Source organism: Serpentinicella sp. ANB-PHB4 (assembly GCF_031432315.1).
Lineage (GTDB): Bacteria > Bacillota > Clostridia > Peptostreptococcales > Natronincolaceae > Serpentinicella.
Map to the genome: position 1 here is coordinate 359,754 of NZ_JAVKGO010000001.1, position 15,308 is coordinate 375,061.

The 15,308-nt window shown below is 30.3% G+C and carries 16 protein-coding genes; all 16 read right to left on the bottom strand.

Translation table 11 applies throughout. The features are described 5' to 3' along the window. Positions 1–184 precede the first annotated feature (184 nt). The 16 genes from RH915_RS01910 to fliR are packed head-to-tail and all read right to left on the bottom strand — an operon-like array spanning position 185 to position 15,298. A complete protein-coding gene (locus RH915_RS01910) occupies positions 185–619 on the bottom strand; it encodes a hypothetical protein (protein WP_310477589.1) in 435 nt (144 codons plus the stop codon). A gap of 10 nt (positions 620–629) precedes the next feature. Further along, a complete protein-coding gene (locus RH915_RS01915) occupies positions 630–1,076 on the bottom strand; it encodes a DUF6115 domain-containing protein (RefSeq protein ID WP_310477590.1) in 447 nt (148 codons plus the stop codon). 11 nt (positions 1,077–1,087) lie between these two features. Next, complete coding sequence (locus tag RH915_RS01920; protein WP_310477593.1) at positions 1,088–1,414, bottom strand: hypothetical protein; 327 nt, start codon at positions 1,412–1,414, stop codon at positions 1,088–1,090. 13 nt (positions 1,415–1,427) lie between these two features. Beyond that, positions 1,428–3,242: a FapA family protein gene (locus tag RH915_RS01925; RefSeq protein ID WP_310477594.1), complete on the bottom strand. Its 1,815-nt coding sequence runs from the start codon at positions 3,240–3,242 to the stop codon at positions 1,428–1,430. A 27-nt stretch (positions 3,243–3,269) separates the two neighbouring features. After that, the gene (locus tag RH915_RS01930) at positions 3,270–3,998 is read right to left on the bottom strand and encodes a FliA/WhiG family RNA polymerase sigma factor (protein ID WP_310477595.1); all 729 of its coding nucleotides are present in this window, start codon (positions 3,996–3,998) and stop codon (positions 3,270–3,272) included. A gap of 29 nt (positions 3,999–4,027) precedes the next feature. After that, the gene (locus RH915_RS01935; protein WP_310477596.1) at positions 4,028–4,513 is read right to left on the bottom strand and encodes a chemotaxis protein CheD; all 486 of its coding nucleotides are present in this window, start codon (positions 4,511–4,513) and stop codon (positions 4,028–4,030) included. After that, on the bottom strand, positions 4,514–5,131 hold the full coding sequence (locus RH915_RS01940) for a chemotaxis protein CheC (RefSeq protein ID WP_310477598.1): 618 nt from the start codon (positions 5,129–5,131) through the stop codon (positions 4,514–4,516). It abuts the gene before it with no gap. Between the two features lie 18 nt (positions 5,132–5,149). Then, a complete protein-coding gene (locus tag RH915_RS01945) occupies positions 5,150–5,596 on the bottom strand; it encodes a chemotaxis protein CheW (RefSeq protein ID WP_310477599.1) in 447 nt (148 codons plus the stop codon). A 16-nt stretch (positions 5,597–5,612) separates the two neighbouring features. Continuing rightward, positions 5,613–7,646, bottom strand: coding sequence for a chemotaxis protein CheA (locus RH915_RS01950; RefSeq protein WP_310477600.1), 2,034 nt, complete (start codon positions 7,644–7,646; stop codon positions 5,613–5,615). Between the two features lie 3 nt (positions 7,647–7,649). Beyond that, on the bottom strand, positions 7,650–8,705 hold the full coding sequence (locus RH915_RS01955) for a protein-glutamate methylesterase/protein-glutamine glutaminase (RefSeq protein ID WP_310477748.1): 1,056 nt from the start codon (positions 8,703–8,705) through the stop codon (positions 7,650–7,652). Positions 8,706–8,707: 2 nt separating this feature from the next. After that, positions 8,708–9,355 (bottom strand): flagellar brake protein, encoded by a 648-nt coding sequence (locus tag RH915_RS01960; RefSeq protein WP_310477601.1) that lies wholly within the window; start codon positions 9,353–9,355, stop codon positions 8,708–8,710. A gap of 11 nt (positions 9,356–9,366) precedes the next feature. Next, entirely contained in the window at positions 9,367–10,224 is an 858-nt protein-coding gene (locus RH915_RS01965) for a MinD/ParA family protein (protein WP_310477602.1), read from the bottom strand. Beyond that, positions 10,221–11,375: a flagellar biosynthesis protein FlhF gene (gene flhF / locus RH915_RS01970; RefSeq protein ID WP_310477603.1), complete on the bottom strand. Its 1,155-nt coding sequence runs from the start codon at positions 11,373–11,375 to the stop codon at positions 10,221–10,223. The genes RH915_RS01965 and flhF overlap by 4 nt, the downstream gene beginning before the upstream one ends. Further along, positions 11,375–13,402, bottom strand: coding sequence for a flagellar biosynthesis protein FlhA (gene flhA, locus RH915_RS01975; RefSeq protein WP_310477604.1), 2,028 nt, complete (start codon positions 13,400–13,402; stop codon positions 11,375–11,377). Before flhA ends, flhF begins: the two co-directional genes overlap by 1 nt. 13 nt (positions 13,403–13,415) lie before the next feature. Further along, positions 13,416–14,501, bottom strand: a complete 1,086-nt coding sequence (gene flhB / locus RH915_RS01980; RefSeq protein WP_310477605.1) for a flagellar biosynthesis protein FlhB — start codon at positions 14,499–14,501, stop codon at positions 13,416–13,418. After that, positions 14,489–15,298, bottom strand: coding sequence for a flagellar biosynthetic protein FliR (gene fliR, locus RH915_RS01985; RefSeq protein WP_310477606.1), 810 nt, complete (start codon positions 15,296–15,298; stop codon positions 14,489–14,491). The genes flhB and fliR overlap by 13 nt, the downstream gene beginning before the upstream one ends. Positions 15,299–15,308 lie beyond the last annotated feature (10 nt).

Consider the following 15,308-nt stretch of genomic DNA (forward strand, 5'->3'; position numbering starts at 1 on the left):
TTTTGTTTTTCCTCCACTTCAATCATTTCTCATAGGGACCAATGGCACAGCCTATAAGATCACGAAGTGTGTGTGTTATATCACCTTAAGTATTCTAACATAGTGTAGTTTAAATATCAATATTCAATTTTAAATATTTTAGATTTTATTATTATTAACCTGATAATAAAATTTAAACACAATTTTATGGAGATGCAATAATAGCTAATATTTCTTCCACTGAGGCTTCTTTAGGTAAAGCTTTAACCCCAAAATGTAGTTTGTTTGTTAGTTTTAATGAATGAGCAATTTTTGTGAATTCTTTAGCATCATTTATTATGTTTTTTTCAAAAAGTAAATCTGCTATTTTGTCTGTTGTTAACCCACGTGGAATGTCTACCTCAATATAGTCACTTTCCTTAATTACCTCTTTATTTTCATCTATTTCTTCAAGTATTTCTTCTGACAAATCAGCAGGAGTATCATCGTGTTGATCATTCTCGAAATCTACAAATGCACTCTGTTCATTTTCATTGTTAATAGTGTCCAACTTAGAATGAAAAATTAAGTTTAATGAAGAAGTAATAATAACCCCGATTCCAATACCTATGATAATACTTCGTATTGAGAATTTATGCAAATTATTCACCTCATTTTATTAATCTAAGAACCATTTCTACTTCTCTTTGACTTTTACTTAAGCATGCTGCTATTTCATTAGATTTTTTTCCTTCATTATACATACTTATAATATCTTTATTTTTTTTTATAAACTTATTGTAATTTAGAACATTTTTAAAACTTTTACCTTCAATATATTCAGGTGAGGTATTAACTGGATTGTATTTATTATCATTTTGCTCAACTAATTTTTCTAATGAGGTTATTGCATCAGTAAACTGATGCTGCATTTTCAAAATATCTTCTCTTATTGAATCTATTTCAAAGTTTAATTTATTATTTAATTTGTCTTCTTTTTCTATATACATTGAGTGAATATCTTGATTATGAATATTATCCTCTTTTTTTACAGTAATATATAGAGAAATAGTAACGACAATAATGCCTAAAACTAACAGAATTATGTTAAAATTCATAAAACACCCCTCTAGATTAAAATATCAAATATTTTACCTTTCTTTTTTAAGCTAACATTCTTACCTATATTTTGTTGTTTCTCTTTTGATTCAGTATTTTTATTTCTTTTTTTACCATGGTGTTTCTTTTCCTTTTCTTCACTTTTATCTCTATTCAAACCTTTATAACATTCTTCTGAAAGCAGTACTTTTTTCTCATTATTTTTAGTATTAATTTGATTATTTATCTGAGCGTGATTTACAGCATGTCGTAATTTATTTATTTCATGATTCTGTAATTTTGATTCAGCATGACTATTAAGTATAGATCCTTGATATTCAATAGGTTTTATTGACAATCAAATCACCATCCTATTTTTCGTAGGCACCAACAGATACCTCACCATCAATTAGGCTCAATGTACAAGTTGTTAATTCATCGTAAATTTGTCGTATAACGTTTGATATAACAATTTTTGCACCTGGGTATATAACTTTTGAGACATGTACTTTTCCAGCTTTAGTTGACTGCAACTTAGATTCTACAATATTAAATTCTTTTATTAACTCATCATGATTAGTTTTAAGGACTTTGTATGCTTTTACAGATTTTATTAGAATCTCTTCTTTATTTTTAGGCAGTTTTGAATTTTTTGATATCTTGTTTAATAAATCTATTGTTTTTTTAAGACTTTCTAGTTTTTTCTCAATGTCATTTATTTCTTCTTTTAAATTTTCAGATCTACTTTTTTCATCCGGATCAATACCAACTTCAATTTTTGTAAGCGTTCCCATATGGGAACCAATAATTTTCGCACTAATATGTTCTCCTGCTCGAACCTCTCCTCCAACAATAAGACCTTTTTTACCGGATATTGTTATGTTTTTCTTAGCCATCGTATTACTATGCAATAAACAGTCAGCTTCAATACTTCCATAGGTCCTAATTTGTGTGTTTTCAATATACTTTGCAATCAAATTTCCTGTACACTCTAAATAAGCTTGATTATTTCCTTGTACTCCTCTATTTAAAATAATATCCCCAGATGATGTAAGACGAGCTCCTTCAACTACACCATGTACTAGAATATCCCCTGCTGAATCAATAGAGAATCCCGATTTAACATTTCCTTTTACAATGACTCTACCATTGAATGTTATATTACCAGTCGAGTTATCGACGTCCCCTTTAACTTCGTAGACTTCTTCAACATTAATTATACCATTTTTTATAACTGCTTGACCATCAATATTAGCATGTAATTTCAAACTATCTTCACTAAGATATACATTTTTTCCAAGTTTAAAAAGAGTATCCTTTCCTGGAATTGCAGAAACAACATTACCAAATATATCTTGCCCATTTGTACCTTTTGTAGAAGGATTTATTTCTGCTAATATAGTATCCTTCTTTACATTACTTATTAAATTTAATTGTTTAAAATCTACATTCCCATCTTCTAAAATTGCCGGGGTGTTTTTTTGTTCAATATCAATATGATATACAACTTTGGCATCTACACCATTTTGTGGCTCGGTTCCAGACGCTATTATTACTTTTTTATTGTAGATTTTATTATCTAATATATAATTTATTTTCTCATAATCAATACCATAAACTATTCCTAGTTCAGAAATTTTTTTCTTAAAATCACTTAATGTCACATCATCGCCGCCATCGGGCTCCAATACCATAGCACTACAATATAAATTATTTTTTGATACATCTAATACAATTTCAGCATTAATTTTCTTCTCATTTTGGGCTGGCGCAATATAAATATAACCTGATGTAGAATTTTTAATAGCGTTATTAATAGCATCTTTATTAACGTCGATTATTTCCTTTTTAGCTAAATAGTCATTTATTTCTTTTTGTAATACGCTACTGCTTTTAAAATTAGTAATGCTTAAATAGACACCCTCATCTTTATATATTACAGTGAATTTTTTTTCGTTATTTTCTGTACAATTAATAGTATTTTTATCATCATTAGTACCTTTATAAAGAGTATTATTTTTTTTAGTTAATTTAACAACTACTTTTGATTTTCTCAGAAAACCTTTTACTTCCTTAAGTATTTCAATATCTACTTCTTCTATTGTTACATTTAACATACTAAGACCTTTTGTAACTGCCTCATTATATGTAGGTCCTTCTGATACTAAATAGTTTTTTAAATCCATAATTTCACCCCTTTTCCCCAATCGATATTAGCCTTCATTTTCTAGTTCTATTTTGATTTTTTTTATAGCTTTTGAATGTATTTGGGATATTCTAGATTCTGAAATCCCCATAATAAAAGCAATTTCTTTATACGTAACTTCATCATAGTAATACAAAGAAATTACCTGTTTTTCTTTTTCAGGTAATTTATCTATAATATTTCTAATAATGTTTATTCTCTCTTTATTACAAAATAATTGTTCCGGCTCATTTTCAGCATCTTCTCTATTTATAAGAGTTCCGTTTGATAGTGTTTCTTCAAAGGAAAGGAAATTGAAACTATTTGTTTGTTGTATTATATTATCTAATTCTTTTCTAGTAATATTCAGCTCGTTTGCAACTTCTGCTTCAGTTGGATTTCTGCCAAGTTTGTTTTCAAGTTTTATATAGGTTTGATCGACAAGCTTAGATTTTTGTCGTACTGATCTTGGTACCCAGTCTAAGTTACGTAATTGATCAATAATTGCCCCTCTTATTCTTATTTGCGCATAAGTTTCAAACTTAATTTCTTTTTTGATATCATACTTTTCAATTGCATCTATAAGTCCAAAAATTCCATAACCAATTAAATCGTCGTACTCGATATTTGAATTATAAGATAAATATAATCTACCCGATATAATTTTAACTAAGTGTACATACTTTTCGATAAGTTGATTTTTTGCTTCCGAGTTGCTTTCGTTTTTATACTTTATCCATAGGGCTTTATTGTTCATTGTAACCTCCTGGGACATAATGAAATATATTATATTTCCTTAATTCCATGGCCAATTGTTTTAACAATTAGTTTTCCAGAACTTGAGTATAATTCAATTGTTCTACCGTGATTTCCACCTACATCTTCAGCTATAACTGGAATATTAAATGACTTAAGGATATCTTTTGTTGCTATTGAGTTTCTATGTCCTATTTTCATAATATCATTACTGTTTGCAAAAGAAAACATTTGTGACCCACCAGCAATTTTAGCTGTTAGTTTCCTTTTGTTACATCCCAATTGTAACATTTCCTTTATAAGTAATTCTATAGCAGTATCAGCAAATTTTGCCTTATTTGTATTATTTTTTATTTGTTTGCTATCTGGTAACATTATATGTGCTAAACCAGCACATTTTGTGGTTGAATCATATAGTGCTATTCCTATACATGAGCCTAATCCTAATGTAGTCAATATCTTTGGGTATTTTACAGCCTTTAAATCTGCCATACCTACTTTTAGAATTTCCTGCATCTAACTATCCACCCCTAGACTTTTTAACAATACTCCAAAGGAATCAACATCAGGAATTAAGAAAAACTTTGCCTTTACTAATTCATTTCCCTCTTTCAATACAGTCTCGATTAAAAGTACTTTGTCACTAACATGGCCAAACTGTATAGCAGGTACGCTTAATATAGCTCCAGCCATATCTACACATAATGAAGGTACAGAAAGTGTTAAGTTGAGTCCTGTAAGAGTTGATAGAGATGAAATATATGACCCCGATAATATGTTCCCTATTTCTTGCAGTGCAGATCGATCCATTTGGTCTAGTTCGCCTGTATAATCACTCTTGTCCATAAGAATATTTGTTAATTGTTTTGATGATACTATATCTAGTAAGAACATAATGTTCCCATGGATATCACCTTCTACACCGAAATAAATACCAGCAACAACTGCTTCTTCACCGCCTAGAATCTGAGTAATATCACTATAATTGAGAATTTTGATGATTGGTACGTCCATGTCAACCTTTTTATTTATCATAGTCGCTAATGCTGTTGCGGCATTTCCAGCTCCGATATTACCAATTTCTTTTAAAATATCTATATGCATACTATTTAGGTCACTTACAGAAAAAGTCAATTTAAAACCTCCTTATAATTAGGCAGTTTCTATATCAAAAATTTTAAATACATCTAAAAGTATAATCATCCTATTATCAACTTTTCCTATTCCACTAATATATTCGTCTTCTCCTTCATTAACTAAATTAGAAGTGTTATCAATAATATCTTTTTCAATAGTTAATACTTCTGAAGATGAGTCAACTAGTATCCCAATAATCATGTCTTCAACTAAAAGGATAATTATTCTAGTTTCATCTGTGTACTCTGTTGTTGAAAAACCAAATCTTTTTCTTAAATCTACAACAGGTACTACTTCTCCTCTTAGATTAATGACTCCCTCTACATATTTCTGTGATCCTGGTATCCTTGTTATTGTAGATATTTTTTCTATAGTCTCAACATAATTAATAGCAATTCCATAAGACTCATTTTCTAAATTAAAAATTACATATTGATTATTTGTGTCATTTAAATTATCCAAAGGTAAAACCTCCTTTTTAAAAAAATGAGTTTGTATCGACAATTAAAGCAACAGAACCATTGCCTAAAATTGTTGCTCCTGCAATACCATTTATATTTGCTAAAAATTTACCAAGTGATTTTATTACTATTTCTTGTTGACCAATTAATCTATCTACAAGAATACCAGCAGTCTTATCACCTTTTTTAACAATAACAATTGAATGTTCCGATTCTTCTGTATTTGTATCTGTTACATCCAATAATTTAGAGAGTCTTAATATTGGAAGAGTAGTATTCCTAAATAATACAACTTCATTTCCTTGAATTCTTCTTATCTTCTCAGGATGTATAGTTGTAATTTCTTTAATATTATTTAACGGTATTGCATATTTTTCTTCTCCTACAACTACTAATAAAGCCTGTATTATTGCTAGAGTTAGCGGCAATCTAATAATAAATTTTGAACCCTTGCCTTCTATTGATTCAACCTCTACTGTACCTCCTAGAGATTCAATTTTTGTTTTAACAACATCAAGGCCTACGCCTCTTCCAGAAATGTCCGAAATCTTGTCTGCTGTACTAAATCCAGGTGCAAAAAGCAACTGTATTATTTGACTATCATCCATCATTTGACTTTGTTGGATTGATATTACATTGTTATTTAATGCTTTGGTTTTAACTTTTTCTATGTCAATTCCTTTGCCATCGTCTTCTACTTCTATGACGACACTATTACCATCAGGATATGCAGTGAGTTTTACTGTGCCAGTTTTATCTTTATTTAGTTTAATTCTCTGCTCTGTTTCTTCTATGCCATGGTCTATTGAATTTCTTATTAAATGGATTAATGGATCTCCTATCTCATCTATAACAGTTCTATCTACCTCTGTTTCAGCTCCAGACATAATAAGTGATATTTCTTTACCTAGATCTTTTGATAGATCTCTTACCATTCTAGGGAAACGATTAAATACACGTTCTATTGGTACCATCCTAACTTTCATGACTGCATCATGGAGGCTAGTCGTAATTCGTTCCAACTGTTCTGTTGCTTCATTCATACTTTGTTTATCTTCAGATACCGAACCATCTATATCTTCTAATCGAGTTTTTATTATAATTAACTCGCTTACTAGATTCATCAAGTTGTCAAGTCTATCAATATCTACTCTTACTGTTTTATTAGTTTTTGCTTTTTTATTTTTATTTTCAGTAGGTTGCTCTACTTGACTGGAACTATTAGAAGAAGTTATTTCCTCTTTAAGAGAGGATTGATCATCATTCTTATTAGCATTAGATGTAATATTATCTTTTTTTAATACTGTAAACTCAATACTTTCGATATCAGATATTGTAGTTAATTCTTTAGTTATATCTTCCTTGTCATGCTCTGTGATTAAAATAATTTCAAAAGAAAGATCAAATTTTTCATCTTCTATGTCTTCTATGCTTGGATTTGAATCGACAATTTCAGCAATTTTTTCAATTGAATTTATAATTATATAGGCTCTAGCTGACTTTAACATGCATTTTTCATCTAAAGATATTTTCAACTTATAACAGTTTAATTTTTTATCTATTGCTGTTTCTATAACATTACCAACATACTCACCAACTTGAATTTCTTGTCTGTTTTTCTGAATCGATGATTCAGAATTAACTTCAATATCCTTTTTTCCTGAGTTGTCTTTTGTAAGTAGTAACTCTAGTTTTTTAATTAAAGTGTCAGATGATATATTGCCTTCTGTCATATCGTTTTCAATCTGAGTAATATATAGTTCTAGCTGATCAAAACATTCAAATATTATATCAATAACATTGGAACTTATTTCCATTTTTCCATTACGCAACTCATCAAGAACATTCTCCATTTGATGCGTTAAATTAAGGATATTATTAAAACCCATGGTTCCAGACATACCTTTTAATGTATGTGCAACTCTAAAAATTTCATTAAGTAAGCTCTTATCCTCTGGTGTATCTTCAAGTTTTAATAAGATTTCATTCATTCCTTGTAAATGTTCTTTTGATTCTTCAATAAATATATCTAAATATTGGCTCATATCCATTTACTACACCCCCAACCTTATTATAATATTCTTTATTATATCTTCTAAAGGAGTAATTTCATCAACTACTCCTGTTTTTATTACGCTTTTTGGCATTCCATATACAATGCAGCTCTTTTCATCTTGTGCAATAATGTAAGCTCCCTTGTTATTCTTTAAGTTTATAATTCCAGTTGTTCCATCGGAGCCCATACCTGTCATAACAACACCGATAATTTGTCGTCTTATTTTAGAGTTGGCTAAAGAGTTAAAAAGAACATCCCCCGAGGGTCTATGTCCAGAAACTGGTTCATCTTTTGTAAGCTGAATACTTATCCCAGACTCATTATCTATTGCTTTCATATGATATCCACCAGGAGCTATATAAACTTTTCCCTGTTTTACCGCTTCGCCGTTTTCTGCCTCTTTTACATGTATACTCGAAATATTGTCAAGTCGTTGAGCTAAAGATTTTGTGAAATTTGGTGGCATATGTTGAACTATAAGAATACTGGCAGAAATGTTTGCTGGAATAAGTGGTAAGATGTACTGTAATGCTCTTGGCCCACCTGTTGAAATTGCAATTGCTATGACGGTTTGCTTGCTTTTTTCCGGCAAAGGTAATGTTTTTTTGATTATTTTCTTTTGGTAATACTCTTTTGAATTATATATTTTAGCTTTATAGGCTGTTTTTACTTTGGTTATAATTAAGTTTTTATTCTTTTCAATATTCAACTTAAATATATTAGTGGGCTTTTGTACAAAATCAACTGCCCCAAAATCTAAAGCACTAAGAGTAGCTTCTGCTCCTTCATAAGTAAGACTACTTAACATAACTATTGGAACAGGATTCTCATTCATTATTCTTTTTACAGCTTCTATTCCATTCATGACCGGCATTTCTACATCCATTGTTACAACATCTGGCTTTAAATCTGCAACTTTTTCAATTGCTTCTATTCCATTTTTAGCAAACCCTATAACTTCTATATTATTATCAGAATCTAGTATATCTTTTAGCACTTTTTGTATAAATAATGAATCATCGACTATTAGAACTTTAATCAGTTTATCAGACATATTCAAATCAGTCCTCTTTTTCTTAATAATCTTTGTTCTTTAAAGATATACGATATAATTTTATTTCGGTCATGCTCAGTGATTCCTATGAAATTTATACCCAAATTATAACTATTATTACCAATATCCTTTTCTTTTCTGACAATTTTACCTGTTGCTTTTAACAAACCATCCTCAAGATGTAAGATGCATTCAACCTTATTGTTTAAGCCAAAATTATTTTTACAATTAATCTGTGCTCCACCACCACTTAAATCTTTAGTAAAGCATACTTCTTCTATGTTGTTGTCATTTGACTTTATTGTTATCTTGCTTCTCACTTGGAGCCTGAAGTAAAAACGCCGCTGTTCTTTTTTGACTTTGCTAATAGGTTGTATTAGATATCCTTTTACATTTTTATTAACTAAGTCTATTACTTCGCCAACAAAACTAAATATTCCTTTTTCTTCTCTGAAAAATATAATTTTTACTTTAAGACCGATTTCTAATGGATAAGGTGTCCCTTTTGAGAAAGGCATAGATAAAAAAAGTGTATTCTTATTCTTATCTTCTACTTGACTAATAAGTGACCCTGTTCCATGAGTATTATCATTTTTTTTAACTTCTATCTCAACTCTTTCACCGATCTTTAAATCTGTTATAATATTCATATTGCCCACCCCTATCTAAACAACCTAATAACTTTATTGAAAAAACCACCAAGTTCTGTTCTTTGTTTGTGTGATTCTCCACTAAACTTGTTTGCAATTGATATAATATTTTTGCTTATATTCGACTTTGGAAATTGCAATATAAAAGGATTTTGTAGTTTGACGGCTTTACTAACATGATAATCTTCAACAACAAACCCTAGTTTCTTAATTTTTATGCCTAAAAATTTTTCGCATGCCTTTTCTAACTTTTCAAAAGTAACACTGCCTTCATTTGGTGTTTCAGCTCTGTTAATTACAACCTTAATATTAGTACTATTTCCTGTGTTGCTTATTGTCTTAATCATAGCATATGCATCTGTCATAGATGTTGGCTCTGGCGTTGCTACAATAATAGTTTCTTGAGATGCTAAGACAAACGACATTACGGATTTAGATAACCCAGCACCTGTATCTATTAGTATTATATCTGCATATTGGCAGATTTCCTCTATTTTTTCAACTATACGATCAATATGTGCTTGTGGTAAGTCAACTAAATCTAAAATGCCTGATCCACCAGAAATTATCTTTATTCCGTTTGGTCCATCCGTCATTATTTCTTTTACACTTCTGTCTGTTTTTATTACATCTAGCAATGTGTACTTTGAGAATGTTCCTAAGACTACATCAACATTGGCTAAACCTAAATCAGCATCTATAATAACAACCCTTTTGTTCATATTGCTAAGAGCTATTGCAAAATTAATTGTAAAATTTGTTTTTCCAACTCCACCTTTTCCACTTGTTACACAAACAATTCTAGTATCATTCCCTAACTTACTTTTATTATTGATTAGTTCTCGCAGTTTCATTGCTTGATCATTCATTCATGTTCCTCCTTTAAAAGGAGTCTTGTTATGGTTTCAGCATTTAATATCTCAATATCATCTGGGACACTTTGTCCCGTTGTTAAATATGATAGTGGTTTTTGAGTTTCATATGCAACGTTTAGAATAGACCCGAATGATGAAGCTTCATCTGACTTAGTAAAAATTATGTTATAGTCGTCAAATACATTAAATATATTAATTATCTCTTTTAAATCATTATTTCTAGTGGTGCAGCTCATTACTAAATAAATTTCCTTTTCTTCTACTTCATCTATAAGATCTTTGAGTTCGTTGATTTGATTATTATTTTTATGACTTCTACCTGCTGTGTCTATCATAATCATTTCGCAGTCTTTAAGTTTATTTAATGCCTCATGTATTTCACCATTGCTATAAATAACCTCCATAGGCATATTGAGTATATTACAATATGTTTTTAACTGCTCTACCGCTGCGATTCTATAAGTATCTGCACTAATCAACCCTACTTTTTTACCGTCTTTAAGACAATGTTTTGCTGCTAGTTTTGCTATTGTAGTAGTTTTGCCAACACCAGTTGGCCCTACAAAAAAAACTATTTTACCGTTTATTTCGTGATGAGATTTTTTTATATATTTCTCTATAGATAGTTTGAAATTTTCAAAATCAACTTGCTCATTTGTACCAAAATCGTTTTTGTTGTTATATAAGAGGGAAAAGTCATTAATGATATCATTTAATACATTATCATAAATCTCTTGCGAAACAAGTCGATCGTACAAATCCAGAAATTTATCATCTATATGTGAACGGATATCTTTTTCAGCTGAAGGCATTTTTTTCATTACTGATTGTAACATTTCTTTAATTTCAGTAATTTCGTTATCTAAGCCATCAGATTTTTTGTTTTCCTGTTTCATGATTGCTACTTTTTTAATTAGATTCTCTTCTGGCAAAGTATTAGATTTTACATGTTGTGTTTTCTTGTTTTCAATAATTTGCTCTTCTCGTGCTGCAACAATTTCGATATTTGGTTTTTTAAATAGACCAAAAAATCCTTTTGGTTTAATTGTACGTTGATGAAGAATAACCGCATCAGTACCTAGCTCTTTTTTAACTTTCTGCATTGCTTCGTAGTTGTTACTTGCAATAAATTTTTTAACTTTCATTATGCACTCACCACTCCTACAGATTCTACTTCAACAGAAGGATCTATTTCATTATAAGAAAGAACTATTAAATCCGAGGTCAGCTGCTCAGATAATCTTTTAAAATAAAGTCTTACTATTGGTGCTGTTATAACTACTGGTTGTTCACCAATTGAAATGAGTTTTTGAAGCTCTCTCGACAAGTTCCCAATCATTTTTTGAACTGTATTAGGGTCTAATGAGACATAAGTCCCACTTTCTGTTTGTTGAACGGATTCTATTATTTTCTGTTCCAATCCTTTATCTACGGTTAAAACTGGTGTAGGCTGTGACAGTATGAATTGTTTTGTAATAGCTCTACTTAATGCTTGTCTTGTATATTCAGTTAACATATCTGTATCTTTTGTAATTTGACAATAATCAGCAAGTGTCTCCAATATTGAAACTAGATCTCGAATAGATATACTTTCTTTTAAAAGATTGCAAAGCACTTTTTGTATATCCCCTAAACTAAGTGGATTTGGAGTTATTTCATCTACAAGGGCAGGATGATTTTCTCTAACATTGTCAATTAGCTTTTTGACCTCTTGCCTACCAAGCAATTCATGTGCATGTTTTTTTATAACTTCTGTTAAATGCGTAGCAATTATTGAAGGAGGGTCTACTACTGTAAATCCTAATATCTCAGCATTTTCCCTTTCAGACTCATTAATCCATTTGGCAGGTAGTCCAAACGCAGGTTCTACAGTGTCTACTCCCTCAAGTTCACCTTCTACATTCCCAGGATTCATTGCTAGGTAATGGTCAAACATAATATCACCTGAAGTTACCTCAATACCTTTAATCTTTATTACATATTGGTTTGGTTCTAATTGTATATTATCTCTTAGTCTGATCATCGGCACGACAATTCCTAACTCTAAAGCACATTGTCGTCTGATCATAACTAGTCTATCAAACAAATCTCCACCCTGACTTGAATCTGCTAAAGGTAATATACCATATCCAAATTCTAGTTCAATTGGATCAACATTTAATAGTGGTATTACATTTTCAGGTTTTCTTTTTTCTTCAACAGCTTCTTCAATTTCATCAGGCTGTGATTCGATAGCTTCTTGTGTCATTGTTTTTCTAAGCATAAACCCTAAAATAAGAAAAATAATTCCTAAAAACAAAAATGGTGCAGTAGGAAGCTGTGTAAAACCTAAGAATGTTATTACTCCTGATAAAACAAACATTACTTTAGGTTGATTAAATAGCTGTTGTAATAAATCAGTTCCCAAGTTTCCTTCTGATGCTGCCCTTGTAACGACAATACCAGTTGCTGTTGAAATTAAAAGAGCAGGAATTTGGCTGGCTAATCCATCTCCAACAGTCAGTAATGTATACTTTTGTATTGCATCACCAAAAGCTAATCCTTCGAAGCTCATACCTATTATAAATCCAGCGAGTATATTTATAATTGCAATAACAATTCCTGCAATAGCATCACCTTTTACAAATTTTGAAGCCCCGTCCATTGATCCATAAAAATCAGCTTCTCGCTGTATTTTTTGGCGTCGGTCCCTTGCTTCTGCATCACTTATAAGTCCAGCATTTAAGTCTGCATCTATTGCCATTTGTTTTCCTGGCATAGCATCTAAAGTAAACCTAGCAGCAACTTCCGCTACCCTCTCCGACCCCTTTGTGATAACTAGAAACTGTACAACAATTATAATTGCAAATATTATAAACCCTACTACAGCATTCCCTTGTATTACATAGTTTCCAAAGGTCTCTACAAGTTCACCAGCGTTACCAGTTAATAAAATATATCTTGTTGTTGTAATGTTCAGTGCAAGCCGGAATAAAGTAGTAAGCAACAATATAGATGGAAAAATTGAAAAATGTAGTGCTTCTTTTGTATACATTGCGATTAGCATAATTAATAATGCTATTGAAATATTCAAGCTTAGTAAGACGTTTACTAACCATAAAGGTATTGGAATAATAATGATTATAATAATAGATATTATTGCTAAGGCAACTAATATATCACCATGTTTCATGGTCTAACCTCCATCATCTTGTTTCGTTTAATTGATAAACATATGCTAGTACTTCTGCTACAGATTCGTATAAATCTGGGGGTATAGAATCACCAATATCTACTACACTATATAAAGTTCTAGCTAAAGGTTTATTTTCTACAACCGGGATACTATGTTCCCCGGCAATTTTTTTAATATTTTGAGCAATTAAATCTTGACCCTTGGCTACAACTCTTGGAGCTGAAAACTCCTTTGGATTATATATTATTGCAACTGCAAAGTGTGTAGGGTTTGTAATAATAACATCTGCTTTTGGGATTTCCTGCATCATTCGACTCATGGACATTTGTCTTTGTTTCTCTTTTATTTTTGATTTAATTTCAGGATTTCCTTCAGTTTGTTTATGCTCTTGTTTAATTTCATGTTTTGACATTTTAAGATTTTTCTCATAATCATATTTTTGAAATAAATAATCTATGATTGCAATTGCAATTAAGGCTGCTCCTGCTCTCATAGCTATATTCGTAGTTACATTTATAATGGTATTAATAGAAATTTGTATTTCTGTACCAATTAAACTCATAATCGTACTTATATTATTAATAGCATATCTATACACAAAAAAACCAACCAGTATAATTTTTAATATCGATTTAATTAGTTCAATTAACGACTTCATTGAAAAAAGTTTCTTAAATCCCTGTATTGGGTTGAGCTTGCTTAATTTAGGTTTTAAAGGTTTAAGTGTAAATAAATAACCTACTTGTACATAGCTACTTAAAACTCCAATTACAAGACACAACATCCCTATGGGGAGTACAATCTTAAACATATTTAATATTGTCATCATATATATTCTGTTTATAGCACCTTGTGAAAACTCGTAATTAACACTTAAATAATTTTCATATAGTAACACTGTAAAGCTTTTCATTGACGAGCCTATAAAATTTGAGAATAAATATAGCGAAGCAAATGCACCTAACAGTACTAAAGCTGAGTTTATTTCTTTACTTTGTAGTACTTGTCCTTCTTCTCTAGATTCTTTTCTCTTTTTGGGAGTCGGTTTTTCAGTTTTTTCTTCCGAAAACAGTTGTAGATTAATTATAAATTCCATATAATCATACCTCTAGACATTATTTCTAACAAGTTATAAGTAGCATGAAACATTCTATCAAATAAACGTTCTGAAAAAGGAATAAAAAATTGCATTGTTATTAAAATTGTAATTAATCCTATCGTTATTTTTAAAGGCATTCCTATTATAAATACATTCATTTGAGGCATCGTTCTTGCTAAAATACCTAGTAATACATTGGCTAGGAAAATCATAGCTAAAATTGGTGCACTCAGTTTAAATGCAAATATAAAAACATCCGTCATTACAACTGTTAAATGTTCAATAAAAAACTCATTTATCGGATAAATTCTTCCTAGTGGTATAATAGCATAACTTTGAACTAAGGTTCTAATAATAAAGTGATGTCCATTAACTGCTATAAAAATCAAAGTAAAAATAACATTATAAAGGTTACCCATGATTGGTATTTGTGTATTGGTTTGTGGGTCAAGAACATTAACCATTGCAAAGCCAACTTGAGTGTCAACAATTGTCCCTGCTAAGTAAAGGCTACTAAAGTACATTGCACCCACTAAACCTATAATTACACCAATACCAAACTCAAAAAAACTTAAGTATAACATGTTTAGAAAGCTTTGTGCTATTGTTTGGTTAACAGGTGTAATAGTTGGTAGTAAAATTAAAGAAACTATTACAGATAGTGCTGCCTTTGTTAACATTGGAATATTGTTTCTACTAAATACTGGTGCAGCAACAAATATACCAGATACTCTAATTAATATAAGAATAAATGTTGCGGTATTACTGGTTATAAAGTTTATAAGCAAATTCATATATTATCAC